The organism is Rhizobium sp. 57MFTsu3.2 (assembly GCF_012932765.1).
In the GTDB taxonomy this organism is placed as follows: domain Bacteria; phylum Pseudomonadota; class Alphaproteobacteria; order Rhizobiales; family Rhizobiaceae; genus Rhizobium; species Rhizobium altiplani.
On record NZ_JDWI01000004.1, the window covers coordinates 246,733 to 272,294 of the forward strand.

General features: G+C 59.5%; 21 protein-coding genes and 2 pseudogenes. 6 read left to right on the plus strand and 17 right to left on the minus strand.

What is annotated here, in order from left to right; genetic code table 11:
* The 5 genes from AF71_RS07040 to AF71_RS07060 all read right to left on the minus strand — a co-directional run bounded on the left by AF71_RS07040 (nucleotide 1) and on the right by AF71_RS07060 (nucleotide 5,747).
* Nucleotides 1–996, minus strand: a complete 996-nt coding sequence (locus tag AF71_RS07040; RefSeq protein WP_169680549.1) for an aldo/keto reductase — start codon at nucleotides 994–996, stop codon at nucleotides 1–3.
* Complete coding sequence (locus tag AF71_RS07045) at nucleotides 993–2,000, minus strand: sugar-binding transcriptional regulator (RefSeq protein WP_169680551.1); 1,008 nt, start codon at nucleotides 1,998–2,000, stop codon at nucleotides 993–995. Before AF71_RS07045 ends, AF71_RS07040 begins: the two co-directional genes overlap by 4 nt.
* 1 nt (nucleotide 2,001) lies before the next feature.
* Entirely contained in the window at nucleotides 2,002–2,991 is a 990-nt protein-coding gene (locus tag AF71_RS07050; protein ID WP_169680553.1) for an ABC transporter permease, read from the minus strand.
* A 16-nt stretch (nucleotides 2,992–3,007) separates the two neighbouring features.
* Nucleotides 3,008–4,531, minus strand: a complete 1,524-nt coding sequence (locus tag AF71_RS07055) for a sugar ABC transporter ATP-binding protein (protein ID WP_169680656.1) — start codon at nucleotides 4,529–4,531, stop codon at nucleotides 3,008–3,010.
* Between the two features lie 187 nt (nucleotides 4,532–4,718).
* Nucleotides 4,719–5,747 carry a substrate-binding domain-containing protein gene (locus AF71_RS07060; protein WP_169680555.1) on the minus strand — a complete coding sequence of 343 codons (1,029 nt, stop codon included), beginning with the start codon at nucleotides 5,745–5,747 and terminating at the stop codon, nucleotides 4,719–4,721.
* 216 nt (nucleotides 5,748–5,963) lie between these two features.
* On the opposite strand from AF71_RS07060, the gene AF71_RS07065 reads away from it, so the two are divergent.
* Nucleotides 5,964–6,134, plus strand: a complete 171-nt coding sequence (locus AF71_RS07065; protein WP_169680557.1) for a hypothetical protein — start codon at nucleotides 5,964–5,966, stop codon at nucleotides 6,132–6,134.
* Nucleotides 6,135–6,432: 298 nt separating this feature from the next.
* On the opposite strand, the gene AF71_RS07070 is transcribed toward AF71_RS07065, so the two are convergent.
* Both AF71_RS07070 and AF71_RS07080 read right to left on the minus strand, forming a co-directional pair.
* Nucleotides 6,433–7,716, minus strand: coding sequence for an ATP-binding protein (locus AF71_RS07070; protein WP_169680559.1), 1,284 nt, complete (start codon nucleotides 7,714–7,716; stop codon nucleotides 6,433–6,435).
* A 676-nt stretch (nucleotides 7,717–8,392) separates the two neighbouring features.
* Nucleotides 8,393–9,040, minus strand: coding sequence for a hypothetical protein (locus AF71_RS07080; protein WP_169680561.1), 648 nt, complete (start codon nucleotides 9,038–9,040; stop codon nucleotides 8,393–8,395).
* 713 nt (nucleotides 9,041–9,753) lie between these two features.
* Between AF71_RS07080 and AF71_RS07085 the strand changes: the two genes are divergently transcribed.
* The 3 genes and pseudogenes from AF71_RS07085 to AF71_RS07095 all read left to right on the plus strand — a co-directional run.
* A complete protein-coding gene (locus AF71_RS07085; RefSeq protein ID WP_169680562.1) occupies nucleotides 9,754–10,533 on the plus strand; it encodes a hypothetical protein in 780 nt (259 codons plus the stop codon).
* A gap of 527 nt (nucleotides 10,534–11,060) precedes the next feature.
* A complete protein-coding gene (locus tag AF71_RS07090) occupies nucleotides 11,061–11,399 on the plus strand; it encodes a hypothetical protein (protein ID WP_156932718.1) in 339 nt (112 codons plus the stop codon).
* A gap of 148 nt (nucleotides 11,400–11,547) precedes the next feature.
* Nucleotides 11,548–11,862 (plus strand): annotated as a pseudogene (locus AF71_RS07095) (Na+/H+ antiporter); the annotation flags it as partial.
* Between the two features lie 161 nt (nucleotides 11,863–12,023).
* Here AF71_RS07095 and AF71_RS07100 read toward each other — a convergent pair.
* From AF71_RS07100 to AF71_RS07130, 7 genes are read right to left on the minus strand one after another with little or no spacing between them, the layout of a single operon-like run.
* Complete coding sequence (locus AF71_RS07100; protein WP_169680564.1) at nucleotides 12,024–13,016, minus strand: FAD:protein FMN transferase; 993 nt, start codon at nucleotides 13,014–13,016, stop codon at nucleotides 12,024–12,026.
* Nucleotides 13,009–13,545, minus strand: a complete 537-nt coding sequence (locus tag AF71_RS07105) for a nitrous oxide reductase accessory protein NosL (protein ID WP_169680566.1) — start codon at nucleotides 13,543–13,545, stop codon at nucleotides 13,009–13,011. The genes AF71_RS07100 and AF71_RS07105 overlap by 8 nt, the downstream gene beginning before the upstream one ends.
* A complete protein-coding gene (locus AF71_RS07110) occupies nucleotides 13,542–14,369 on the minus strand; it encodes an ABC transporter permease subunit (RefSeq protein ID WP_169680568.1) in 828 nt (275 codons plus the stop codon). The genes AF71_RS07105 and AF71_RS07110 overlap by 4 nt, the downstream gene beginning before the upstream one ends.
* On the minus strand, nucleotides 14,366–15,283 hold the full coding sequence (locus tag AF71_RS07115) for an ABC transporter ATP-binding protein (protein ID WP_025660615.1): 918 nt from the start codon (nucleotides 15,281–15,283) through the stop codon (nucleotides 14,366–14,368). The genes AF71_RS07110 and AF71_RS07115 overlap by 4 nt, the downstream gene beginning before the upstream one ends.
* Nucleotides 15,280–16,620, minus strand: coding sequence for a nitrous oxide reductase family maturation protein NosD (locus AF71_RS07120; RefSeq protein ID WP_246733597.1), 1,341 nt, complete (start codon nucleotides 16,618–16,620; stop codon nucleotides 15,280–15,282). Before AF71_RS07120 ends, AF71_RS07115 begins: the two co-directional genes overlap by 4 nt.
* A gap of 32 nt (nucleotides 16,621–16,652) precedes the next feature.
* Complete coding sequence (nosZ, locus tag AF71_RS07125; protein WP_169680572.1) at nucleotides 16,653–18,563, minus strand: TAT-dependent nitrous-oxide reductase; 1,911 nt, start codon at nucleotides 18,561–18,563, stop codon at nucleotides 16,653–16,655.
* 23 nt (nucleotides 18,564–18,586) lie between these two features.
* Nucleotides 18,587–20,869 (minus strand): NosR/NirI family protein, encoded by a 2,283-nt coding sequence (locus tag AF71_RS07130; protein WP_169680574.1) that lies wholly within the window; start codon nucleotides 20,867–20,869, stop codon nucleotides 18,587–18,589.
* Between the two features lie 141 nt (nucleotides 20,870–21,010).
* Between AF71_RS07130 and AF71_RS07135 the strand changes: the two genes are divergently transcribed.
* Both AF71_RS07135 and AF71_RS31530 read left to right on the plus strand, forming a co-directional pair.
* Nucleotides 21,011–21,829, plus strand: a complete 819-nt coding sequence (locus tag AF71_RS07135; RefSeq protein ID WP_169680576.1) for a ferritin family protein — start codon at nucleotides 21,011–21,013, stop codon at nucleotides 21,827–21,829.
* Between the two features lie 71 nt (nucleotides 21,830–21,900).
* Nucleotides 21,901–22,092 (plus strand): annotated as a pseudogene (locus AF71_RS31530) (ATP-dependent DNA ligase); the annotation flags it as partial.
* Nucleotides 22,093–22,139: 47 nt separating this feature from the next.
* Here AF71_RS31530 and nadC read toward each other — a convergent pair.
* The 3 genes from nadC to nadA are packed head-to-tail and all read right to left on the minus strand — an operon-like array spanning nucleotide 22,140 to nucleotide 25,499.
* Nucleotides 22,140–22,991, minus strand: a complete 852-nt coding sequence (nadC, locus tag AF71_RS07140; protein ID WP_210258172.1) for a carboxylating nicotinate-nucleotide diphosphorylase — start codon at nucleotides 22,989–22,991, stop codon at nucleotides 22,140–22,142.
* 1 nt (nucleotide 22,992) lies between these two features.
* A complete protein-coding gene (locus tag AF71_RS07145) occupies nucleotides 22,993–24,531 on the minus strand; it encodes an L-aspartate oxidase (RefSeq protein ID WP_169680578.1) in 1,539 nt (512 codons plus the stop codon).
* A complete protein-coding gene (gene nadA, locus AF71_RS07150; protein WP_018858112.1) occupies nucleotides 24,528–25,499 on the minus strand; it encodes a quinolinate synthase NadA in 972 nt (323 codons plus the stop codon). The genes AF71_RS07145 and nadA overlap by 4 nt, the downstream gene beginning before the upstream one ends.
* Between the last annotated feature and the right edge of the window lie 63 nt (nucleotides 25,500–25,562).

The window sequence follows — 25,562 nt, forward strand, 5'->3', positions numbered from 1 at the left end:
TTATCCGTCCATGTGGGCCAGTTTCGCCGCCAGCGCCGCGTCGATGGCCTTGAGATCGTCAACCGAAAGCCGGAGCGTGCCGGCGCTTGCATTGTCGAATGCCTGTGCCGGGTTGCGCGCACCACAGAGGGCAAAAGTCACGCCCGGCTGCGCCAGCGTCCAGGCAATCACCACCTGGGCGACGCTCGCGCCATGCAGCTCGGCGACGGGTCGGATCACCTCCGAGAAATCCTTCGCCTTCTGCCGGTTGGCGACGGAAAAGCGCGGATTGTCCTTGCGTTGGTCGTCACCCGAGAAAATGCGATCCGGTCCGATGGTACCGGAGAGCAGGCCGAGTGCCAGCGAGGAATAGCTGAGCGTCGACACGCCGTTTTGAACAGTGAGCGGCAGCAGGTCCGCCTCGATCCCGCGATCGATCATGCTGAACCGCTCCTGGATCGCATCGAGTGATCCGGTTTGAATGTATTGCCGAAGCTCAGGGCGATCGACATTGCTGGCGCCGATGGCACGGATCTTGCCGGCCGCCTTCAACTCTTCAAGCGCCCGCACCGTCTCCTCGATCGGTGTCGTTACGTCCTGCCAGTGGGTGATGTAGAGGTCGATATAATCCGTGCCGAGCCGGCGCAGGCTTTGCTCGACCTCATGGATGATCGAGTCGCGCCCGAGATAGCGGTGAACCGGCTTGCCATCCTGATCGAAGAAATGCTTGCCGTTCTGCGTATGCCAGACAAGGCCGCATTTGGTGGCGATAACGGCCTTGTCGCGGCGGCCGGCGATGGCCTTGCCGACGATCTCCTCCGAGCGGCCGAGGCCGTAAGCCGGCGCCGTGTCGATGAGGGTCACGCCGGCATCAAGCGAGGCCTGGATGGCGGCGATGGATTGCGCCTCATCGGTGCCGCCCCACATCCAACCGCCGATCGCCCAGGTGCCCAGCCCTACGGCCGAGGCCGCGACGCCGGAGCGCCCGATCTCGCGGATCAACTGCTCGCCGCTCATGCCGAAAACCCTTCCCCGGATGCCATTTCAAGGATACGCGCCCCGGTCGCCTCGTCGGTGACGAGCGTATCGAGATGGTTGCCGCGTAGCACGCTCAGGATGGAGCCGGCCTTGCTGAGGCCGCTTGCCACGCCGATCTTGGTCGGGATCGCCGCGAATTCCTCAAGCGTCAGCGAAACTAGTGCGCGGTTGAGACTGTAGTCGCAGACCCGGCCTTCGCCATCGAGCAGATGGGCGAGCAGTTCCGCCCTTGCGCCGGAATGTTCGATGGCCTTGCGGTCCTCGCTGGAAGAGGGGTGCAGGTCGTAATAGGTCGAATCCGAGCTCAGGATCGAGCCGATGCCGACGACGGCGACCTTGGCTTCCCGCGCCCGCTGGAAGACATCGGCGACGGCGCGCATGTTGATCAGCATGCCCCGCTGCTCGGCATCATCGGCAAAGAGCGGCGCGTGGATCTGGTAGGAACGTCCGCCGAGCCGATCCGCCATCAGGGTAGCGACGTGGTTGACGTCGGTATAGTGCTTGCCCTGCACGCAGCCGGTCGCGGGGATCACCTCGACATCGAAGCGACGAGCGGGCTGCAGGCCGGCGACGACGGCGCCGACACCCTTGCCCCCGGTGATGCAGATGGTGTCGCCATCGGCGATCTCCTCGATCAGCAGGCGAGCCGCCGCCTCGCCCACAGCCTGCAGCGCCGTCTGGGGATTGTCGGATACGGTCGGCACCACCACGGCGCGGCTGATGCCGCCGAGCGCCAGTAACCGCTCTTCCATATCCACCAGCGGCTCGACCGGCGATTTGATCTTGATCTCGACGAGGCCGAGCTGGCGGCCGCGCTTGATCAGCCGATTGACGGTGGCATGCGAGATGCCGAGCTGGTCGGCGATCTGTGCCTGCGTCAGGCCCTCGAGAAAATGCAGCACGAGCGCCTGGTGCATCTGGCGCGCGATGACGATTTCCTCGCGCGGTGCTGTCGTCTTTTGTTTCAGTTTGGCGATTGGCATATCAGGCAGCCTTCCGCTTGTGCAGAAAATGGTCGATGGAAACGGCGGCGAGAAGAATGCAGCCTTTGATCATGTCTTGCCAATAGACGGAGACGTCGAGCAGGATCAACGACGACGTGACGACCGAGAGCAGCGCGATGCCGAGGATGGCGCCGAAGATCGTGCCGGAGCCTCCATTGAGCGAGGCACCGCCGATGACCGCCGCCGCGATGATGTTGAGTTCCATGCCCACGCCGAAGGTCGGGATCGCCGCCCCGAAGCGGGACATGTAGATCACCCCTGCGACACCCGCGAGGGTCGAGCAGAGAACCGTCACCCAGAACTTCACCTGGTTGGTCCTGATGCCGGAATAGAGCGCCGCCTTCTCGTTGCTGCCGGTATAGAACACCTTGCGGAAGGCGGTGGCCCGGCGCAGCAGGAAATCGAACAGGACGACGACGGCGACAAAGATCAGGATGACGTAGGGAATGCCGTGGAAGGTGCCCTGTCCAACCGCCTTGAAGCCTGCCGGCAGGGTAAAGAGCGAGAGCGGCGTGCCCTTGGTGATGATGAGGCACAGCCCGCGCACGATCACCATGCCGGCGAGCGAGGTGATGAAATGGTTGAGCCCCACCACGGTCACGAAGAAACCCATGATCGCGCCGATTACGCCGCTGGCAAGAATGCCGATCAGTGAGGCCGTCCATGGATCGAGCCCGGCAAGAAACAGCGAGCCGGAGAGCACCATGGCGAAGCAGACGACCGAGCCGACGGCGAGATCGATGCCACCGACGATGAGCAGGATCGTCATGCCGACGACGACGATGCCTTCCACCGAAAAGCTCATCAGCATGGCGCGGAAATTGCCGAGCGTCAGAAAGTGTGGCGAGGCGAAGCTCATGGCGAGGCAAAGCGCCAGGATGATCGCGATCAGTCCCGCTTCGCGCATGCTGCCGATGCGTTTGAAGTGCCCCGTTTTCGTGATATCCGCCGTTATCGTGTCGATTGCCATTCCCGTCTCTTTCTCCTTACGCGGCATGATCAGCCGTCCTTGCCGCACTGACCCCCGATGCAAGGCGGATCACCGTTTCTTCCGTCATATCGTCCCCGCCCACTTCGCCGGCAATGCGCCCTTCGCGCACGACCAGAACGCGGTCGCAGAGCCCGAGCAGTTCCGGCATTTCCGATGAAATGACGACGATGCCGATGCCCGAGCCCGCGAGATCGCGCAGCAGCCGATGGATTTCGGTCTTCGCGCCGACATCGATGCCGCGTGTCGGCTCGTCCATCAGGATCACCTTTGGTTTGACGGCAAGCTGCTTGGCAATCGCTACTTTCTGCTGGTTGCCGCCTGACAGCGATTTGACCGGGGCCTCGACGCCGCCCATGCGCACCGCAAGCCGCCGCGCCAAATCCTGCGCCAGCGCCGCCTCGGCGCGACCGTTGAGCAGGCCGGCATGGTTGGTGAGTGCCTTCAAGTTCAGCACCGAGATATTCTGGGCGATCGACATTTCCAGGAACACCCCGGAGCCCTTGCGGTCTTCCGACAGATAGACGATGCCCGCCTTGACCGCATCCGCATAGGCGCGGATTGCCTGCGGCCTGCCATGCAGTCGGACTTCGCCGGCGGCATGGCGTAGCCCGCAAATGCCTTCGGCGATCTCCGTGCGGCCGGAGCCGATCAGGCCCCCGATGCCGAGGATTTCACCCTGGCGCAGATCGAAGCTGATATCATGGAATCGAGCACCATCACCGAGGCCATCCACTTCGAGGATGGTTTCGCGAGAGGCGACTTCGGCCCCGAGCTTTTCCGGATAGAGCTGGGTGATCTCGCGGCCAACCATGCGGCGCACCACATCATCAGCCGTGACATCGTCAATCTTGTCGGTGCAGACATACCGACCGTCACGAAAAACGGTCACGCGGTCGCAGAGGCTGAAGATCTCAGCCATGCGGTGGCTGATATAGATGATCGAGATGCCGTTCGCCTTGAGGTCGCCGATGATGGCGAAGAGCTGCTGCGCCTCGGTTTCGGTAAGCGCTGCGGTCGGCTCGTCCAGAATGAGCACGCGGCAGTCGAGCGTCAGCGCCTTGGCGATCTCGACAAGCTGCTGACTGGAAATCGGCAGGTCCGCGACCTTCTGGCGGACGTCGATGGCGGCGAGCCGGTTCATCACCTTTTGGGCATCGCGCTCCAAAGTGCGGTAATTCATGAAAGGGGCACGCCGGCGGTTGGTCGCGGCCATGAACATGTTCTCGGCCACCGTGGCATCAGGGCAGAGGGCGATTTCCTGATGCACCAGACCAATTCCGAGCGCCTGCGCGGCAGCCGGTGAAGCGATGCGGACGGGCTTTCCATCGACGCGGATTTCGCCTTCGGTCGGCTGCAGCACGCCAGCGATGATGTTCATCAGCGTTGATTTGCCGGCGCCATTTTCGCCGCAGAGCGCATGGACTTCGCCGCGCTCGAGCGTGAAGTTGACATCCGTCAGCGCCCGGATCGCCCCGAAATGCTTGCTTATGCCATGAATGGTGAGCACCGGCTCCGCCATCGTAATTTCCTTATTCATGACCGGTCCCCGATCGAGACGGCTGCGATAATCTGTCTTCTTCCCAGCACGGAAAAAGCCGAGGTTACAAGGCGTTGAGGGGGTAGTGCGGCAAGTTCTGGCCCAACCATCCCCCTCATTTGGCCCTCCAGGCGCACCTTCTTTCCGAAGGTGACAATGGCCGATGCCCTTACTCCTCGATACCCTTCGTGCCGCGGCGCTTCAGGTACTTGTCCCAATAAAAGTCGTCGGCATTTTCGGCAGTGACGATCGAAAGACCATTGTCGACCACCGGGATGCTCATCGGGTTGAAGCCCGATCGCTTGGCGTCGTTCATCGGGTCGATCAGCTCCGGATGCTTGGCAAGCCACAACAGCATGAAGCCCATGTAGCCCTGCATGCCCTGGTTCGGGTTGATCGAGCCGAAGACTTCACCGGCCTTGATCATGTCGAGAATGTTGGCGTTGACGTCGGCGCACATGACAAGAACCTTGCCGCCATTTTCCTTGGACGCCTGTGAGGCGCCGATAGCGGAGTTCGCTTCCGGCATGAAGACCGCGCCGAGATTCGGATTGGCCTGGATGATGCTCGAAAGCCCCTGATAGGCCTTGGTCGGGTCCTGGTTGGAAGCGGCGCGACCGACCAGCTTCATGTCGGGCCACTTTTCCTCCATACGGCCGATGAAGGCGGCGATGCGCTTGTCATGATTGTCCTGGCCCGGATTTTCCAGAACCGCATATTCGCCCTTGCCACCCAGCTTCTCGGCGATTGCGTCGGCAGCATAGATGCCTTCGCGGGTGTTGTCCGAAGTGATGAACGAGACGCGCTTGGAAAGCGGCGAGTCGGCGGCAAAGGTGACGACGGCGGTACCCTGCTCGGTGGCGCGGTTGATCGGCTCGATGAACGGATCGGAATTCATCGGATGGACAAGGATGCCGGCCGGGTTCTGGGCCAGCGCCTGATCGAAGGTGGCGATCTGCTTGTTGACGTCATATTCCGGTGTACCGGTATATGCAGTTTCGCAGCCGAGCTGCTGACCGGCCTGCTTGAACATCTCGTAGACCGGGAACCAGTATTCCACGCCCGAGACCATGACGTTCATGACGTATTTTTCACCCGGCTTGCAGCGGAACGGACTGTCCGTTTCCGCGGATGCCGTGCCCGCAAAAAGCGTTGCTGCAAGGACCACCATGGCGGTCGAGCTGATTAATTTGCGCAAGATTCCTCCTTGAGGCCGAAGCCCCTCCCAAAAGCCTGAGGGCGTCACGTTGACGCCGCTGATCGCGTTGAAATCGAACTTCCTCCTCGAAGTCCGATGAGAGCAATAAAGGCGAAGATCAAACGCGATGTCAATATAATTCACACAATGAAATATATTTCATATCCGCAGGGAAGACAGCGGGCAATCGACCAAAATCGCGGACTGAGGTAGCAAATGCCACAAGCACAAGGTGTTGGTCGTCGAGGAACTGAGGCCAAGCTGGCTGAACTGGAAGCCAGACTTGAGGAGATCAAGGCGCAAGCGCTCGCCTTGGAGGCGTCGCACAAGGTCGCTTTCGTGACCGTGATCAAGGTCTTCGATCCAAGAGTAGCGTCCGAGCCCTAGCCGCCGCTTCACCGACCTCCTCGAAGGCCGTGATATCCGCCGCGGCGTCCTCGAGCTACTCCGAGATGCCGAAGAACCGGTCCTTGCGGGTGATCTGTCGAAACAGGCTGCCGAACGCGAAGACTTTGGGGCCAGATTGACGGGATCGGTTCTAATCTGGCTGGAAGGTTTTCTGGCCTGCTCGTACGCATGGAGCAGACGGGCCTTGTTCGCTTGTCAGGTGCTCCCGATGGTCGTCGTAGATTGTGGTAGATCGCCAGGAAAGCATTTGAGGATTAATCTGGGCTGCCCACTCAGGCTAGCTGTCTTCGAATGACCAAAATATCGAAAGAGGGAGCGCGAATATGTTTTCGCCGAAACTGAGTACGCGCTCTCCCATGTAGACGACGATGCCGACGAAGGGACGGTTCACCCCTGGGCCTTCATCTCGAAACCATCGCAGATGTTGGAAGTCCTTTGCTTCAACCGTAGTCGATGTCTTCATCTCGAAGCCGATTATCGTTCTGTCTGACTCAGCAAGGATATCTATCTCGCGTCCGCGTTGATGCCTCCAATGATAAAGTCGCCACTGACGCATTTGATGGGGGACGGATTTCCACATTTCATTGAAAACGAAATTTTCGAACAGGCCGCCAAGCGCTGTGGGATTCGCGCCAATATTGAAGCTCTGGGTGTTCATGCTCCTCAAAGCTGCGACGATCCCAGTATCCACAAGCTGGATTTTTGGCTGGCGTATGTCGCGCCCGGTCTCTCCAGAGGTCCACGCAGGCAATCGTCGCAATAGGGAGAGCTTGGTCAGAATATCGAGGTAGGTATCGGTCGTATTCCGTTGTAAACTGATCTTTGAACACAGTTCGTCTATATTCAGCTCGTTTCCGACACGCGTAGCTAGCTGATCGATCATTCGCCTCATGGCGTCTGATTTTCTTATTTTTAAGATGTACGCGACGTCGCGTTCCACGACACTGTCAACGTAGTCTCTGTATCGATTTTGCCTCCAGCGCTCTTCCAGAGTTCGTATCTCGGGGAAACCGCCTGCGACTATCAAGTCGATGTATTGTGCCCGGGACAACGTTTCTGCTTTAGGCAGGTCTAGCGGATCGGGACGGTCATTCGCCGATGCCCAGTCGAGAATTTTCGCAGGCCCCATGCGTTTTGTTTCGGCGACACTCATCGGAAGCATCGTCATTGTATGGACCCGACCTGCCAACGAGTCCGCCACGTGCGCGGAAATGAAAACGTTGGATGAGCCTGTCAGGACGAACTGACCCATTGCTCGGTTCTCGTCCACGATTCTCTTCAACGCCAAAGCTAATTTCGTTGATCGTTGGGCTTCGTCGATAATGAGGGGACCCGCTTTCGTCTCAGCCAATAGGGAATCCAGCTGTCCTTTTGGATCGGCCTCAATAGCTGCAAGCACACCCTCGTCATCCAAGGTGATGAATTTTCCAGCGCTCAATAGATCGCGTACCAGTGTCGTCTTCCCGACCTGGCGCGGTCCAATAATGTTAACCACTCGCGCTGATGCAAGTGCAGCCTTTAGTTGGGACTGCAGATGACGCGGGAGGAGACTCTCGTCCATGATGGTGGTCACCTCACAGTGGACGCAATTCGATGTGGGGAAAGTTGTAATAGAGTTGCGGTGAAAGTGTCAATAGAAGTTGGGGGAAAGTGTCAATAGGATGCGGGGGAAACCTTCAATAGGAATCCGGTGAAACCGTTAATAGCGTCCCGGTGAACCTGACAGTACACGTCGGAGAAATGACGAAGCCCAGATCGATCACCGCAGGCAGTGCTGCTTCTCGACCGTCGTGTCCTCAGTCCACACCTGATCTTCGATACGCTCTGACGCACCTTGCCAGTATCCCGCAGAGGTGATCAGACGGCGTGCGGTGGGTGACCGTACGCAGCACGTCGGCGAGCTGCCAGCGCAGACCCATATGGCGGGTGTCTTCCTTCCAGGCGACCATCGCCATGTACCAATCCAGGTACTTCACCGAGAAGCGGTGGTGGATGCCGTCGTACGAGCGCTCGGCGCGGGCGAAGAAACTCTCGATCCTGTTGGTGTCGGTACCGTCCTCGGTCTGGTAGGCGTGGGCTGCTTTTCCCTTCGGACACCAACCTTGTGGAATTTGCTACCCAAACCCCCAAAATCGCGCACACATCCGTTGGCGCTAACAAGTCAACGTCATCAGGCGAACACGGACCCGCACATTTGACGATCAGGCCGACTGAAATCTCACAACGAGAGAGCGATATCAGTGATGTGCGTGTCGGGCGTCGGTACCGGCGGAAACCGCTCGGTTGCAGGCCTCTCTCAACTTCGTTTTTGCCTCTTCAAGGGCCTCCTCTCCATATAAGGTCACGAAGCTCTCTTGATAGTAGCCATTCGCCGCCAGTCCCCCGTGGATTTCCATGGGCAGCGCATGCGGGGAAAGCCGACTGATCTCCTGAAGATTATCCTTGCCGACCGTCTCCATCAGATGAAGGCTATGTTTTCCATCGACAATCACGCTCACCATCGAGATTTCCCGCCCGGGACTTGAACGGTCGGCCGGCATGATGCGGCATTCGACGGACATCTCTTCCGGTAACCCGTGCTGCTTGCCTTTCTCGGCCTCGGGAAAGATCGAATAGCCAACGATCTTGGCATTGCTGGTGGCCGGCCTGAAGGCATGGGCGTTCGGCTGGCGGACAGGGTGTTCGCAGAGAAGGGCGTTAAGGCGGGCCAGTATGGCATCTGCGGACCCGACAAGGGGCTGACTTCCGAGCATCGTCAGGCGGAGCTGCCCGTCCTTTACGCGAGGTACGCTGAAGATGAAGTTGGGACTGTTGAAATTCCTCTGCACGATCTTGAACGCAATTTGGGAATCAACGAGGTCGTAAAAGAGACCGGATGGGATCACGGCACTTCTCCTTTGAGAGTCTTGAAACACCAAACGAGAAACAAGGGCTGGGCAACGCTGATCGCCGCATACAAGTTGGCAGCGAACCGAATCGCTTGCACTAGGGTCCCTTTTATCCCGTGCTGTGTCAATTTGACGGAGCGGAAGCCGAGAAGCTGGCTTGGAAGCGCCGCGATCCTGGTCAGCGCCTGGCGGCTAGGAAAGACACCACCCGAGCCCGATGAGCGCCTCCTACAGAAGGGTGACGACTTCGATTGGCGTATGTCTCGAGGTGATGTACGGCAAGCCTTTGCGACGTGCCGTCCACCCTGCGACCGTGACGTCTCTCGCTGCCGCCTCGAAACGCTGTGCCAGGGCAAAGGTCTTAAAATCCCTCACCGCAAGGTATAGGGTTCGATCCCCGTCGCTCGCACCAGATTGAAATCGTTATGTTAATATCCTGCAATCCACCGCGAGTGGACGAGCCTTTGTGCAGAGCACAAAGCGCTGAGAGGCATTTTGTCTGCACGCTGCGTCGGGCGGCGAATAACCCAGCACGCGCCCGCGCGCTCGACTGATAAGACGCGTCAGCCTTCTTTGACGCTTCGGCTACGCACTGTTGGAGAGCAACAGCCTTTGGGTGCTTGTCCAATGGTACGACGTTCTGATCCGTTTTTCGCCTTGCGGTGGCCTCGTGCAGGAGCCGCGATCAGCGCCGTGGCAGTCGCCAGCAAATGATTGGCAGCCAGAAACAATCGGCGCGTCCATTGGGTAGCTATTTGTCTCTCATTGAAGACAAACCCAAGGACTACCAGAATATGAAACGCCTGCTCAAAACTACTGCCAAAACTGTTGCTTCTGTTCTGGCAGCTGTCGCGTTGCTTTCCTCTGCCTCCTATGCAGGCCAGACAACGCGCCACCATGAATACACCGCCACCGCGCTGAAGAAGGAATGCCGATGGGTTTTCCTATTCTGGAGAAGCTGCACCTACAGCTATGTTGGCGCCAATCAGGTCTCTAAAACCCGCGCGAAACTTCCAAATTCGGAGATTGACGTGGGCTTCTATACGGGTAGCATTTTCGTCGCTCGCACCGGACGACCCGCCAGCATAAGCTCCTCTGCTCTCTGGGGTAACACCTCCACCGACGTCGGGTTCTCCGGTGGCAGAACCTCCGGATCCTCGCAGGGCAGCGCCTTAGGCGGCTCGACGAGTGGCTCTCTCTCAGGGAACAATAGCCAGCAGGGTAGCGGCGCCAGCAATCAGGGTGGAGGCCAAGGTGGCCAGAATGGAACCGAAAGCGGTGGGGGCAAAACAAGCCCCGATCCCGCACCCGGTGACAATGGCGTCCCCCCCTCCAAACCGAGTCAGGGTAGCGGAAATGCGATCGACGGGAACGGGAAGGACAATTCCACACATAGTGACAACGGTCATGGCAACGATCCCAACCATACCGATCCGTCCAACCCAGGCAAGGGCGGCGGCAACCATGGCACCGGCAACAAGGGCAAGTGATGCCAAACAGCCTAGGTGGATAGCCGCCCCATGAGGAGCGACCGAGACTGACGAACGGTCTGGGCGCACGCCGCGTTGGGCAACTCTGGCGATAGCAGAAGCCAACAATGCCTATGATAGGGAGGGGGTTCCGCCCCTCCCGTTCCAAAAGGTTTGGCGTCTGGCGCCGATTGGATAATTGTGCGATCGCCCCACGGCCCGGGCGGCATCCGTCTCGTGCTCGTGTCGCGGTTGGATTGATACGAGCATCTTAGAAACCGGTAACTTTTCCCGACGGGCCCGGACGGGGGGATGGTCGTCGTCGGGAATGCCGCCGCCGCTCGCGTCGTGATCGCCGCGTCCTCGGCGATGCGTTTTGGGAGGAACGCAGACCGAATGGCGGCGGCACCTTCAACTTGGAGCGGCGCCGCCGCCCTCATCAGCCTCTCCTAGGTCGAGGGAAACCTAAGCCGAAACCGGGTTCACCGGTCATGCGCCTGAGCATGGCGCATCCGAAGATGGCTGCTCGAACAACAGGAAACCGCCAATTGAAACGCATTACTGCAACTGCAATCGTAATCGCTCTTGTCGCGTCGAACGCGTCGGCTGGGGAGTGGCAACGCATCGGACCGGGGCTCGGTTATGAACAGGCCGATGCCTATTGCGAACTCTACGCCATGAACGGTGGCCGGGGCATGGTCGCTTTTGGTAACCCCAATTTCGTGGCCGGTGCCATGATTGGTGGGGCTATCGGTGGGCTCATCCGTCGCGCTCGGCTGAAATCCAACTGTATGGTGCTGCAGGGTTGGAAGTATTCAAACGTGGTCGCAAGGGCCAAACCATTGCCTGTACCGGTGAAGCCAAGGGCCAAGAAGGGTAACAGATGACCGGCGACGAGGCGTTAGCTCGAAGCGATGGAGGGTGTAGCGTCATGCTTGGTCATGGTCGCGTGGCAGCGCTTGCCTGCGTGACCCCCGCTTGCCAGCGCCATAGATGTCGCCATAGGCCCGATAAACCGGCTGTCCACGGGCAATCGAAGCCGCCATGGCTCAGGCGCAATTGGCGACCGTAAAGGACAGGGCCTATGACGCGGACGGCAATCTCATCCATCCTCGTCTGCTGGAGCGCTATCAACTCACGGCCAAGGTGATCGTCGACTATATCCAGAAAACGGAACACCACGACGTTCTGCTCCATGCCCATTTCGATGTCGTTCTGGCGGCGATCGCCACCGGACGCCGTGAACTGATCCGTCTTCACCGCGCCGGTGATATCGACGACGAAACGCTGCACGAACTCGAACGAGACCTCGATCTCGAAGAATTGAGCGCGCTTTCCGCCAAGTCCTAGCTGTCGCGGATCATGACCTAAATCTCGCTGAGCCTTGAAGTACAATTCTCCTGCAGCAAACGGTTGGCCCACATGACGGTCGGCGACGTTCTCACGTTACTCGACCAGGTTTGACCAATGCCAGGGCTGGCAGAGTGGCAAACACGCCATGAATCTAGCGCCTAGATCCGGTGCCTTTCGCCAGTTGGTTCGACCAGATCGGCAGAGGCTCCGGGCCAGTCCTTCAATACGGACCTTATTGAATTCACGTCCATGAGGTTAAATGCTGTCGACAACGCATCTGCCGTGGTCGCGTCATCAGCGATAACGGTTACTCTCCGATAGGCCATCGGCGCGCTGCCCGTTTTAGGGTGGAGGATGTGCCCGAACTTGCCGTCTTCGTCGAAGACGAAGCCAGTCGGGCTGGACGTGGCGACCGCCCGATTTACGATGGACAGCACCGCATCGGGATCCAGGCTGTCTTCGGTTGTGGCCAACCCGACATGCCATGGCGTTCCATCCGATTGTGCGCCGACCGCCCGTTCCTCGCCCATGTTCACAAGGCAACTGTCGAAGCCTTCGTTCCGCAACATATAGGCTACTCGATCGGTAATGAACCCCTGGGCAACGCCATTCAGGGTCATCGCCATTCCCCGCTCGGCGAAGGCGATGCGGTCCGAGCCATACCTTACGGCTTCGAAGCCGACCTTGCCGAGAGCCCTGTTCAGCTTGGTCTGGCTGGGCCCGAGTTCATCTCCATGCCCCGATGCAAAGTGATCGCGATACACCTCCCATACCGGCTGCACGGTAGGATCGAACAACCCGCCGGTCCTTTCCCAGACCCGCAGACACTGGTCGAGCAAGGACACCATCTCTGGCGAAGACACGGCAACCCCACCTACCCGATTGAGTTCCGCGAGGATCGAATCGTCCCGATAGAGACTGAAAATTCCTTCTAGCCGAGCAACTTCAAGAACGATCTCATCTATTAACCGCCGAGCCTTCGCCATATTGCCGTGATGCAGGACCAGCTTGGCCCGCGCTCCGAGTGCTTGACCGGTCCAGACGAAGACCGGCGCATTGGCTTTCGCTTGGGAGCTGGAGTAAAGCAGCGGAAGTCCGGCTGCCGCTGCGATAATTCCTATGGCACGTCGCCTGGTGACGGCTCTAACCATTGGATTCAATCTCCGAGCTCGCGGGTGCGCTGGTAGGCGTTCCGAGAACATCCTGATCCTTGATTTCCCCGAGGATCGAAACTCTGCCGCCGTTCTTTTTCGCAAACTCTTCGGCGTCTGCCCGAACGGAGAAAGGAACGGTTTCCGGTGCGCCCATCCCGCCGTGAACCTTGCTTCCCACAACGAAGAATGCGCGATCGGCTTCCACCCAGTTTTGACTTCCCGGCGCTTCCCAACTGGTAGCGTGGCTCATGTCCGATACGTAGATTGCAGCAATGTCCTTTGGTTCTTCCGGAAGCCGGGTAAATGCAACGGCATCACGCGACGAACTGAACCAGACCGGCTTTCCGCCATTTTTTAGGAGAACCTGTCCCTTCGGCCCCGCATGCTCCAGCACGTTCATGCCGCAGAAATGATCCACGGCATCGGAGGTAAGCTCCAACGGAGGAGGCACGATGGTCTCGGCCTTCTCGCAAGCGCTTAACAGAGATGCCATAAGGACGACTGATATTGCGAACGAGCGGTTCAAAGTTCTCTCCTGGAAAAACGAAGCATGGCCAACGATAGAGGGACGGCAACCCATAGGGCCAAGGATGCCATCAGGACGGTCGGAGACAGCTTCGAACTCGCTGCGAGACCAGACAGTGCCGAGACAGAGCCGGCCGTTTCCGATCCCAGGTTGAGCAGACGGTAGGCATCGGTCGGATTGGCCATCAGAAGTATGCTTAGCAGCCCCGGCGAAAATCCAACGCCCTTCGTCGACACGATCGCACCCAGCAAACCCATGTCGTAGATGATGACGAAAAACAGCCATACTCCCAAGGCGATGCCCCCGGCCGTGCTCCTCTGGCTGACAGTCGCGCTGACGAGATATCCGATAGAGGTGAAGACCGACCCAAGCAGGATCGAGGATCCAATCATGGCGCCGAACGCCGTCCAACTGTCCGCAGTGGTCGGCGTCCCGGCGACAACGAGCGCCAGACCCGCCGCGCCGTAGCCCAACAGAGTGGCGAAAGAGAGTATGAGTATGTGCGCCAGGAATTTTCCGAACACAATCTGGCTACGTGCTACCGGATAGCTCAGAAGCAGGAGAAGTGTTCCACGCTCCAGTTCTCCAACGATCGCATCGTGCGAAAGCAGCAAGGCAATGAGGGGAACAAGAAAGATCGTGAGACTGGCAAGACTGACGATGACGATATCCAAACGGCCCGCGCCGACATTGCCGGTCGGCGCACTGCCCAGAAACGAAAGCGTCAGCGCCAGCGACGCAAGTAGCAAGGTCACCGCGATGACCCAGCGGTTTCTCAACCCCTCCTGGATCTCCTTTCGGGCAATGATCACGATATTGTTCACGGCTTTCTTCCCTGTCGTTGGAGGAAATGCGCATAGACGTCATCGAGTGTCGGCTCGATGACAGTCATGCTGGTCAGTGCAGCCGGATCGGATGTTACAGCCGACAGAACCGCGATCTTCTCGCTATGGTCGACACTGGCTTCCAGAAATTTATCCTTGCGCTCGGTCCATCGCACCGGCCCGTCAAACCACGAGTGAGCAGCGGACTCGCTGCTCGGCTTGAACCGGATCTGGGTCGGCAGGCACGCAATCCGCCGCAGTTCGTCAAGCGTTCCGTCGGCGATCTTGTTACCGCCGTTGATGATAACGACGCGTTCGGCCCGTTCCTCAAGCTCGCTGAGGGCGTGGGAGGAGAGAAGTACGGTCGTTCCCTTCTTCTGGAAGTCGAGGATGAGATCGTAGAAACTGCGTCGTAGCGCTGGATCCAATCCACTGGTGGGTTCGTCCAGCAGGAGAAGGCGTGGCTCTCCGAGAAGTGCCTGTGCCAGGCCCAATCGTTGGCGCATTCCCTTCGAATAGGTTCTTACCGTCCTGTCGGCAGCGTTCTGCGCCAGGCCGACCTGATCGAAGAGATTTCGCCATCGATCCGCCGGCACGCGCTTCAGCTTCGCATAGAACGACAGAACCTCACGTCCAGTGAGCGCCAGATGGAAAGTGACACTCTCGGGGAGATATCCGACCTCCCTGCGCACGATCAGGTTCCCGGAAACCGGGTCCTCGCCAAGGACGCGCACCTTTCCGTCGGTCGGTCGAAGAAGCCCCAGGATCGCTTTGATCAACGTCGTCTTGCCGGCTCCATTGTGACCGACAAGTGCAACCAGCTCTCCCTCGCCAAGGGAAAACGAAACATCGTTGATCGCGGCGGTATCGCCATAAAATTTCGAAACGTGTTCGAGAGAAATTGTCGCCGTCATCGTGCATTCTCCAAGGGTACGGGCGGCCCCATCAGGGGCTTGCTGTCAATCACGCCGCCCGGCAGGAGCGAAGGGAATTGGGACTGCGCCCATCGGATGATCTGAACCGCGGGACTTGTGGTCAAAACCTTGGCTTGCGGGGCTGTCCAAAGAACGGTGTCGATGATGTCATTGGGGCGATAGGGACTGTCTGCTATCCCGTCGCCATCGAGATCGAACGCGGGATTGTCACTCCAGTAGTTACCTCGACCATTCTTCGACCAATCGAGGTAACGCGACCCGACGTACTTTACCTGATTCCGGTTGCCTACGAACGCATTGCCGGCAATGGCGTTTCCTTCGGAGCCGGCTGTAAAATGTATGCCGATGGCACAGTTCTCAAACACGTTGTCTTCAAGGACATTCCGGTTTGCGTTGTAAATGAACACGCACTTCTCCGGTCCGAGCTGCGTCCCCTGCCCTTCGGCAAGTCGCGTCTCGATGCCAGGCATGTCGCTGGCGTCAGCCCTTGTTCCACCCAACAGCCATCGATCTGATGGCTGGAGGCGGCCGGTGACCCTGTTTTGCCTTATGGTCGAGCCGTTGGCAAAGTTGAGGAGCAAGCCGTGATCCCGGTCGCCATCGGAGACATTTCCGGTGATCTTCAGATGGTTCGAAAACATGATGGCATAGCCGACCAGGTTGCCCACCGAGACGTTGTCGCTGATTTCGCTGTCGTTGGTGTACATGTAGTGGATGGCGAACCGCAGGTCGCGGAAACGGTTTCCCTTGAAGACGTTGCGTTTGCTCGCGTTCGTCGAGATGCCGTCCTTGCCGAGGCTAATGTCATTGTCCACGATCATTGCCCCCGGGGCGTTCCACAGTGAGACGCCGTTGCCGGCCTCGCTCATCCGACCCGACGCCATTCCAATGATCCGGTTGCGTTGGGCGACGGAACCGGCGGCACCGTGCAGATAGACGCCGTTCAGGTTTCCCTTGATCGTGTTGTCTTCGACCACCGCATGGTCAGCGCTCTGGCTTACAAACACCCCGGAATCGAGCGCAGACAGATCAGAGCCGGATCCTTCAATCTCAAGACCTCGCACAACGGCTCCTGGCGCCGTGATCGTGATCACGCTTCCCTTGCCATTGCCCACAATGGCCGCGCCAGACTGGCCTTCGAGCACGATCTGCCTGCTGACAGTCAATGGTCCGGCATACCGGCCAGGGGACAGCCGTACGATGTCTCCATCTGCGGCGGCATCAAGGACACGTTGAACGGTTGCGGCATCCGCCGCCGCAAGCTGGAATTCTGCGGCGCCAACATGGGCCGGAATGGCGGTCGTTGCGACCGCCATTCCGAGGAGTGCTATTTTGCCAAGCGGCGGCATCATGCTGCCTTTGGTTCAACGAGCATGCGACCCTGCATCTCCATATGCATTGCATGGCAGAACCACGAGCAATAGTACCAATAGACGCCTGGCTTATCGGCGGTGAATGTCACCGACGCGGTCGCCTGCGGCGCGACCTCCATCTGGATACCGTAGTTTACGATCGAGAAGCCGTGAGTAAGATCCTCCACGTCATCGATATTGGTAACGTAGACGGTCACCTCGTCGCCCTGCCTGACATTGAATGATTCAAGGCCAAACGCCGGGGCCGCCGACGTCATATAGACCCGCACCTTGTTTCCATCCCGGATAACTTGGGAGTCCGACAGGAGGTCGATGTTGTCCTTCTTGGCCTGAGCGACTGCATCGGCGAAGAAGACGTCGTCCCTTTTCCAGACACTTACGGGATTGATCTTCGACGAATGAACGATGGTCGCGTCGTGTGGTTCGGCGAAGGTGGGATTGTCGTGAACGAGAACCATCTTGTCGCCGGAAATGTCGATCAACTGATCATTCTCCGGCTTCAGGGGGCCGACGTTAAGATAGCGATCCTTCGAGAACTTGTTCAGCGAAATGAGCCACTTTCCGTCCGCGTCTTTGGTCTGGCCCATCGATGTGTGGTTGTGACCCGGCTGATATTGAACGTCGAGCTTCTGACGGATCGGGTCGACCTTCTCGCCCTTAAAGGCGCGGATAGCGTCTTCAATATTCCACTTGCAGATCTGGCTGTCGATGAACAGGGTGGTGTAGGCATTGCCGCGCCCGTCAAAGGCCGTATGGAGCGGCCCGAGGCCAAGCTGAGGCTCGGCGACGACCGTGTCGCGCGGTTGAATCTTGTCCTCGAACAGGTCATCGAACTTGCGAACGTCGAACACTGTGACGGTAGGAGACAGCTTTCCGTTGGCGACGACATGTATTCCATCCGGAGCCGTGTTCATGCCATGCGGGCTGTTCGAGACCGGGATGTAACGCGTGTAGGCGGAACCGTGGCGGCCGTCGAGAACGGGAACGCCGCCGATCTCCTTGAAGTCGCCCCGCGCGACGGCATCTTCGATCCTCTTGAGATTGAAGACAACGACCCAGTCCTGGTCCTTTGCCATCATCTCCGGAAGATTGACACCTTCTTCGGAGTTGTAGCAGGTCGCAAAGCAGTACTTCCCCTGATAGTCGGCATCGACATTGTCGAGATTGCCATCGACGATGAGCTGCCAGGCAACCTTCATTGTTTCGCCGTCGACGGCTGTGAAGACAGCATGGTACTGCTTGGTATCGTCGAGAATCTTGCCGTCGTTCGGGATCGGAACGCGATCTTCGCCGTTGCAGAACACATATCCGGTCTTGGGGTACTTCTGCACACGAAGTCCGTGGACCGTGTGCTGGTTCGGAAGTTCGATGATCTTGTCGCACTTCATGACGTCCAGACGGATTCTGCAGACGCGCGTGTTTGCCTTGTCGTTGGCAAACAGGTAGCGCCCATCGTAGGTCCCGTCGGTAAAGGAGGGATGCGGATGGTGCAGATCGCCGTTGTGGTAGACACCGCCGCGAGTGGACAAGAATTCGCGCGTTTGAGGAAGCAGACCGTCCGTGAGTACCTTGCGGCTTTCGTTGGTAAGACCCCAGCCGGTCGCGCTGCAGCGGTTGTAAACCGGGATACGCATGAGTTCTCTCATGGATGGGAGACCAACCACTCTGATTTCGCCCGATTGCCCTCCGGACACGAACACGTAGTATTCGTCGAGTTCGCCAGGCTTGACCTCATGGTTCAAGCCTTCCGCGCGCGCCGCCGTAGCCGTGGCTCCGGAAAGCGTCAGAGCGCCACCGACCCCGGCCGCGCCGGCTGCCGCCGCGAATGCAGTCGTCCCCAAAAGTTGCCGTCTGTTGAACAATGGATGCTTTTCTTGAGTTGTCATTTGCGTCTCCTTGGTGGGTGTGTTCACGCCGGCTGATCCGACGCGGAATCTGCTTTCTTGATTGGAGTACCCTTATAGGTAACCTCGACCTTCTTCTTGGTGGTGACCTCTCCTCTGGATTCAGGTGTCGACAGCGCCATGAACTTCTCGCGCTTGAGGCGCACCTGGATCATGTGCGGGCAGCGGTGGTCGTCCTGGTACAGCTCCTGGCAGTGCATGCAGTAGATGCACTCGTTCACATTGATCTGACCTTCGGGATGAATGGCCTGAACCGGGCATTCCTTCGCGCAACGCTGGCACGGCGAGCCGCATTCAGGCCAACGCTTCAGCCACTCGAACATCCTGATCCGCCCAGGAATGGCGAGTGCTGCGCCCAGCGGGCACAGGTAACGGCAGTAAAAGCGCTCGATGAAGAGTCCGGCGACCAGAAGTGTGACCGCGAACAGCACGAACGGCCACTGGCGTGCAAACTTCAGGATGATCGCAGTCTTGAAGGGCTCCACCTCGGAGAACGTCTCGGCAAGAGCCATCGAATAGAAGGAAAGGCCGAAGAGACCGAGGAAAATGATGTACTTCAATGGCCAGAGACGCTCGTGCAGACCCCACGGCAGCTTGACCTGCGGCACCTTGAGCTTCTTGGCGACGTTACTGGTAAGCTCCTGCAGTGCACCGAACGGGCAAAGCCACCCGCAGAAGGGTCCGCGGCCCCAGAACAAGAGCGCCGCCGCAACCGCTGCCCAGAGCAAGAAAATGAGCGGGGCTGCCAGGAAGAACTGCCAATTGAACCCCGTCACGAGAGCATTGGCAAAGGTGAACACATTGACGACCGAAAGCTGCGCGTTGGCGAACCACCCCAGCCAAACAAGGGTAAATAGCAGATAGCCGTTCCGGACGTAGGCGAACAGTTTCGGCCGGCGGACAAGCCAGTCCTGAAAGAAGAAGATTGCCGTCAGCGTCAAAAGCGCACCGATCGTTATCGCGATCTTGACGCGGCTTCCCTGCCATATCGATATCCAGAGCGGAGCTTCGCCCTCGTCGACGGTTGCTTCTGGCTGCGGCACGCGCGGCGCTGTGGAGACAGGGGCGGCAGCAGGCGTCTGGCTTGCTTTCTCGACCTTCACATAGGGTGTGGGGAGCGAGTAGCCGAGGTTATAGGGTAGCACGGCCTTCTGTGTGCCCTCGCCGGCGCGCTGTACCAGGAGCTGCAGCTCCCAGGGTTCGGTTACATCGAAGGTGAAATCCTTGGGAACGGCGAAGAGGGCGATTTCCCTCAGTCGGGGTGCGCCGGCTGCTGCGAGCGCCGGGATGCGGGTATGGTCGTGGTCGTGGAATCTGACACCTTGCCCGTCTTGAAGGAGTTCTATCCGATCGAAGATCCCGCCGCGCACATATCCTGACCCCTTGAAAGAGTAAGCACCATCGCCGGCAACGAGGATTGCTGCCTGATCCGGCTGCAGTTGCTTGCGAAGCCGTTCATACAGGGTGTCACCGAGCAGGCTGCGGCCAATGATTGGAACGCTGACCGGAGCAACGTAGAGATCAATGAATCGTTCGGTTTCGGGCGTCGCTTCCGGTCTTGCGGCAGCCGCGTCCTTATTCGATGTGCGGAAAGCCTCCGAGACCTCACCCACTGTCAGCCGCAGGCTGCGGATCGACCCGTCTCCAAGGAGCGTTTCCCAATCCTGCGTGCCTACCTTTGCCTCGTCGACACGCTTGACTTCCGTTGCGACCGGCGTTCCGGCGGTTTGCTGCTGACTGTCGAGCCGATGGGCACGAATAAGCTTCACGGCCGAGCGGACTACGCTATCCCCCATGACCAAGACGGTCACTGTCGCACCGCTGACGATGTCGACCTGTGGAGGACGATCGAGGCCAGCGGCGACACGTCCGAGATCTTTGCCGATGATCGAATTCAATGCCGCGACGACACGGGCCTGCGGAATGCCAATGAGGACGATCGGCTCCTTGTGATCGACGAGCTTGATACCGCGAATGACGCCATTGGCCGCAATGCCAACCACGATGTGGATTGGCTTTCCGGAATAGCCGGCGGACGCCGTGAAGTCCGAGTTCAGGTATGCGTAACCGAGAACCTCGCTCCCGCGGAACACCGGGGCGATCGGGGGCTCTCCCTGCGGCGGGCCGAAGCTGTCCGCTCCCTGGAAAAGTTCTGAGGGCTCTACCTTTTGGATGTAGGTCGCAAGCTGATCAGCGGCGCTGCAAGCAACGGCAGAAAACCAGATTGCAGCAAGCACGAGTAGCGCTTGCAAGCAGGCTTGCAGCCAAGGTCTCGATTTCAAAAGCATTCTTCCCCGTACACCCACGTTGGCGGTTTACGGTGAAAGGTGTAGTCGCGACGCAGCAGCCCCTCTTTGACATGTATCAAACGGGAAAATCTTTCCTTCTGATAACCGTTTCCGCAAGACGGCGCGTCTCAGGAGCGAACCATGACAGAATTGCCAAGAGAACCGATGACCATCCGTTCGATACCGGAGTTGCTGGCAACGGCGAAGGCTATGGAGACTGAAGCCATTGCTGGCTATGAGACGCTGGCGGACCATATGCGTCGATCGCGAAAGCCCGACCTGGTTGCCGTGTTCGAACGACTGGCTGCAGAGGAACGCGGCCATCTCGCTTCCGTAGAGGATTGGTCAGGTCAAATGGGAATGGCCAGCGTCGCTGCGGGCGCCGAACCGGAGGACGTCTTTGACGATGAAGGTATGAACCTCACGGACCCCGCGCTGCTTTCGGCCTATCGGGCCTTTTCGGTCGCTGTGCGAAACGAGGAACGGGCCTTCCTCTTCTGGACGTATGTTTCGGCCCACGCGCCAACACAGGAGATTGCCGAGGCGGCGGAACGTATGGCACGCGAAGAGCTCGGGCACGTCTCTGTTTTACGCCGCGAACGGCGTTTGGCCTTCCATCTTCAGAAGCACGCGCAGACTGAAACGATCCTCCTGCGCGAACTTGAAACCAGACTTGACGCTCACCTTCGAACACTCGTTCGAAATGATCATCCGCCCTCGCGAGAGCCGACGACACTGCGACAGAATGGCTGGGCGCAGCGCGTTGCAGCGTTCGGGGGACGCATATTGAAGTTTGAGAACTCGGTGGGGGTGGCAGATATCCCACCCACTGCGCTAGCAGAACTGCTTCTTGATTTTTATCTCGGCGAGGCGGAGCGATCCAGGGATGAGCAGACCCGTAACCTCGCTCAGCTTTACGCGGGTCAGCTCGTCGCGACCTTGGCATTGTTGCGACAATGATGCCGATATTTTCAAGGATGAACAGGCAAGGGTCGAAGAACTCCTAAGGGCTTCCAGCCTGCCTGCTCGCCGAAAGGAACGCCGAACACCTCCGCAGGATGCTCGATCGCTTCAAAAGGAAGCGCGCATCCTTCGACTATTCAGGTCGAGGAAAGAACCTCGTGTCGGCGCAGCCAACGCTCATCTCTGAAATCGAATATCGCGCCTGGACACACGACGGGAAACTCCGAGCCGTCTCGAGCAGGTCCTTTCGGTCTTCGTAGCGCGCTGCAGAAATCGTGACACGCGACGAATTTGCCAACGATATCGGTCAGCCTTGCACGTCGAGCCCGATATCCAGCGTCGGCGCGCTGTGCGTGCACCAGCCAACAGAGATGAGGTCGACGCCTGAGGCGGCGACCGCGGCAACGGTTGCAAGCGTTACACTTCCGGAGGCTTCGGTGATCGCGCGACCATCGACGATTGCGACGGCTTCGCGCAGCTGCACCGGCGTCATATTGTCGAGCAAGACCGCATCAACACCCTCTCGCATCGCTTCACCGAGCTGCTCGAGCGTATCCACTTCGACCTCGATCTTGACCATGTGCCCAACGCCCGCGCGGGCACGACGGATCGCCTCGGCCACGCCGCCGGCAATCGCCACGTGATTGTCCTTGATCAGGACGGCATCATTAAGCGCAAACCGATGGTTCATGCCCCCGCCGGCGCGCACCGCGTATTTTTCCAGGGCCCGCAGCCCAGGTGTCGTCTTGCGGGTGCAGGCAATCGACGCCGTCGTGCCCCTGACCGCCTCAACCAAGCTTGCCGTCACCGTCGCGATGCCGGACAGATGTCCAAGAAAGTTCAGCGCCGTGCGCTCCCCCGTCAGCAACCCACGCGACGGTCCAGTGATCTCCGCGATGATGTCACCGGGCCTGACCGGGGATCCATCCTCCATAGTACGGGCCATGGTGATCGTTGGCTCGACCAGCTGGAAGGCGAGTTCAGCCGCATCCAGGCCGGCGACGACGCCGGGCTGCCGCGCCACCATAACCAGAGACGAGCGATGATCGGCGGGGATGACCGCCGCCGAGGTAATGTCGCCGGCAAGGCCGAGATCCTCAAAGAGGGCTGTGCGCACCATCGGTTCGATAATAAGGCGCGGCAACGGGGCAAGGGACATATCAGGCACTCCGGGCGAAAGAATGGGTGGCGGCATGTGCGACATCGAGCACATCGGCAAATGTCATGAAGCGGCGTTCGGCGACAGGCAGCTTCAGCGGAAAATCGGTGCGGGCATGCGCTCCGCGGCTTTCCTTGCGCAGCATTGCGAAGACGGCAATTGTCAATGCAACGATCGCCGGGTCAGCAGCGGGTCCGTCGGATTCCGCGAGCGGCAGCAGGGTGGCGATCGCACCCTGGAGAGCCCCAGCATTGCGCAGCACGCCGAGATGACGCGACACGATCGCGCGCACCGCAGACGCATCCGGTGCTGGCCCGGCTGAGACTGCCGGCGCCGACCGAACGGTGCCGGGCAATGTCGCTCCAATATCACGGGCGGCCCGAATACCAAGGGCTGCCGCCTCGAGCAGCGAATTGCTGGCCAGACGATTGGCGCCGTGCAGTCCGGTCGAGGCGGCTTCGCCGATGACCCAAAGACCGGGGACCGAACTGCGCCCCGTCAAATCGGTCGCAACACCGCCCATGTGGTAGTGGACGGCGGGGCGCACTGGAATGAGATCGATTGCCGGGTCGATTCCGGCGTCCTGACAGAGTGCATGGATCGTTGGAAAGCGGGAGGCAAAGCGATTGCCGAGCGCAGCACGGGCGTCGAGAAAGACACGCCGCCCCAGCGAGAGCTCGTCGCTGATGGCGCGCGCAACGACGTCGCGCGGAGCAAGCTCGGCGCCGTCGAAACCGGTCATGAAGCGCTCCCCCCTGTCGTTGACGAGAACAGCTCCTTCGCCGCGCACGGCCTCGCTGACAAGCGCCAAGGGCCGCCGCGCAGAGTCAAGGCCGGTCGGGTGAAACTGCACGAATTCCATATCGGCAAGCCTGGCCCCCGCCCTTGCCGCCAGCGCGATCCCCTGGCCGAAATTGCAAATGGGATTGGTCGTGGCATCGTAGAGTCCGCCGATCCCACCTGTGGCCAACACCACCCGGTTGGTCATGATGGCAGCGGTTTGCCCTCTCCGGATAATGACCACACCGGTGACAGATCCGTCATGGCTCAAAAGCGAGCGCACCTCGGTTGCATCGAGCGTGGTAATCGAGGGCGTGTTGGCGATTGCCTGCACCAGTGCGGCGATGATCGCAGCACCCGACCCGTCCCCGGATACATGCACGATGCGTCGACGCGAATGTGCCGCCTCAAGGCCAAGGACCAGGCGACCCTGACTGTCCTGATCAAAAGCAACGCCGGCGCGCTCCAGGGCGGCGATGACGGCCGGCCCCTCTTCGATGATCTCGGATGCGGCTTGCAGGTCGCACAGGCCGTCGCCGGCAGCAAGTGTATCGGACAGATGCAACTCGGTGCTGTCATTCTCGCCAAGGCTTGCGGCAATCCCCCCTTGCGCCCAGGCGCTCGAGGTCTGCGCACCAATGGCGCCGCGGGTAATGAGCACAACCGGCTGCGGCGCCAGCGTCAGCGCCGTCATCATACCGGCGAGCCCGCTTCCCACGACGACGACCTGCCCGCTCAATGACCCGAGAAGCGCGGTCATATCGCAAGCATCCGCTCGACCGCACGCCTTGCAGAAACGGCAACTTTAGGGTCGACGGTGACCTCGTGGCGGTTTTCCTCGAGTGCAGCGCGGATGTTGGCGAGCGTGATCCGTTTCATGTGCGGGCAAAGGTTGCAGGGGCGGATGAACTCAACATCAGGATGGTGCACGGCGACGTTGTCGCTCATCGAGCATTCAGTGAGGAGCACGACACGGGCCGGACGCTGCTGCCCGACAAAATCCGACATGACTGCCGTCGACCCGGCAAAATCCGCCTCGGCAACGACATCCGGAGGACATTCTGGATGCGCCAGCACCGTCACCCCGGGATAATTCTCACGAAGCTGCCTGACATCATCCGCCGTGAACAGTTCATGGACCTCACAGTGACCATGCCAGGCAAGCACCTCGACCGACGTTTCGCGGGCGACGTTTCGGGCGAGATACTCGTCTGGAATCATCAGCACGCGCGGCACGCCGAGAGACTCGACAACCTGCCTGGCATTTCCCGATGTGCAGCAAATGTCCGATGCCGCCTTCACGGCCGCCGAGGTGTTCACATAGGTAATAATAGGCACGCCGGGGTGGGCTTGGCGTAGAAGCGCCACATCCTCGGGCGTGATCGAATCCGCCAGCGAGCAACCGGCCCCCATATCCGGGATGAGCACCGTCTTGTCGGGATTGAGGAGCTTGGCCGTTTCGGCCATGAAATGCACACCGGCAAGCACGATGATATCCGCCTCGACGTCAATTGCCTTGCGCGCCAGCGCCAAGCTGTCGCCGACGATATCGGCAACCCCGTGGAAGATTTCCGGCGTTTGATAGTTATGCGCAAGAATGACGGCGTTTCGCCGCCGCTTCAGCTCAAGGATCGCCTCGACGTCATCTTCGAACGACATCCACTCCGCCTTGGGGATGACGCGACGAACGCGCTCGTAGAGCGATGATGCGGAAACGCTGGGGTTCATGGCCGGCTCCTATTTATACTCAATCAGAGTATATCTGGAGCGCATAGATATTCTCGTTATGAG

Coding starts and splice junctions, on each gene's coding strand:
- nadC (WP_210258172.1), bottom strand. CDS start 22,991: ATGTCCCTTGCCCCGTTGCCGCGCCTTATTATCGAACCGATGGTGCGC.
- AF71_RS07050 (WP_169680553.1), bottom strand. CDS start 2,991: ATGGCAATCGACACGATAACGGCGGATATCACGAAAACGGGGCACTTC.
- AF71_RS07135 (WP_169680576.1), top strand. CDS start 21,011: ATGACAGAATTGCCAAGAGAACCGATGACCATCCGTTCGATACCGGAG.
- AF71_RS07085 (WP_169680562.1), top strand. CDS start 9,754: ATGATTGGCAGCCAGAAACAATCGGCGCGTCCATTGGGTAGCTATTTG.
- AF71_RS07130 (WP_169680574.1), bottom strand. CDS start 20,869: ATGCTTTTGAAATCGAGACCTTGGCTGCAAGCCTGCTTGCAAGCGCTA.
- AF71_RS07055 (WP_169680656.1), bottom strand. CDS start 4,531: ATGGCGGAGCCGGTGCTCACCATTCATGGCATAAGCAAGCATTTCGGG.
- AF71_RS07065 (WP_169680557.1), top strand. CDS start 5,964: ATGCCACAAGCACAAGGTGTTGGTCGTCGAGGAACTGAGGCCAAGCTG.
- AF71_RS07070 (WP_169680559.1), bottom strand. CDS start 7,716: ATGGACGAGAGTCTCCTCCCGCGTCATCTGCAGTCCCAACTAAAGGCT.
- AF71_RS07100 (WP_169680564.1), bottom strand. CDS start 13,016: ATGGTTAGAGCCGTCACCAGGCGACGTGCCATAGGAATTATCGCAGCG.
- AF71_RS07120 (WP_246733597.1), bottom strand. CDS start 16,620: ATGGCGGTCGCAACGACCGCCATTCCGGCCCATGTTGGCGCCGCAGAA.
- nadA (WP_018858112.1), bottom strand. CDS start 25,499: ATGAACCCCAGCGTTTCCGCATCATCGCTCTACGAGCGCGTTCGTCGC.
- AF71_RS07040 (WP_169680549.1), bottom strand. CDS start 996: ATGAGCGGCGAGCAGTTGATCCGCGAGATCGGGCGCTCCGGCGTCGCG.
- AF71_RS07045 (WP_169680551.1), bottom strand. CDS start 2,000: ATGCCAATCGCCAAACTGAAACAAAAGACGACAGCACCGCGCGAGGAA.
- AF71_RS07115 (WP_025660615.1), bottom strand. CDS start 15,283: ATGACGGCGACAATTTCTCTCGAACACGTTTCGAAATTTTATGGCGAT.
- nosZ (WP_169680572.1), bottom strand. CDS start 18,563: ATGACAACTCAAGAAAAGCATCCATTGTTCAACAGACGGCAACTTTTG.
- AF71_RS07145 (WP_169680578.1), bottom strand. CDS start 24,531: ATGACCGCGCTTCTCGGGTCATTGAGCGGGCAGGTCGTCGTCGTGGGA.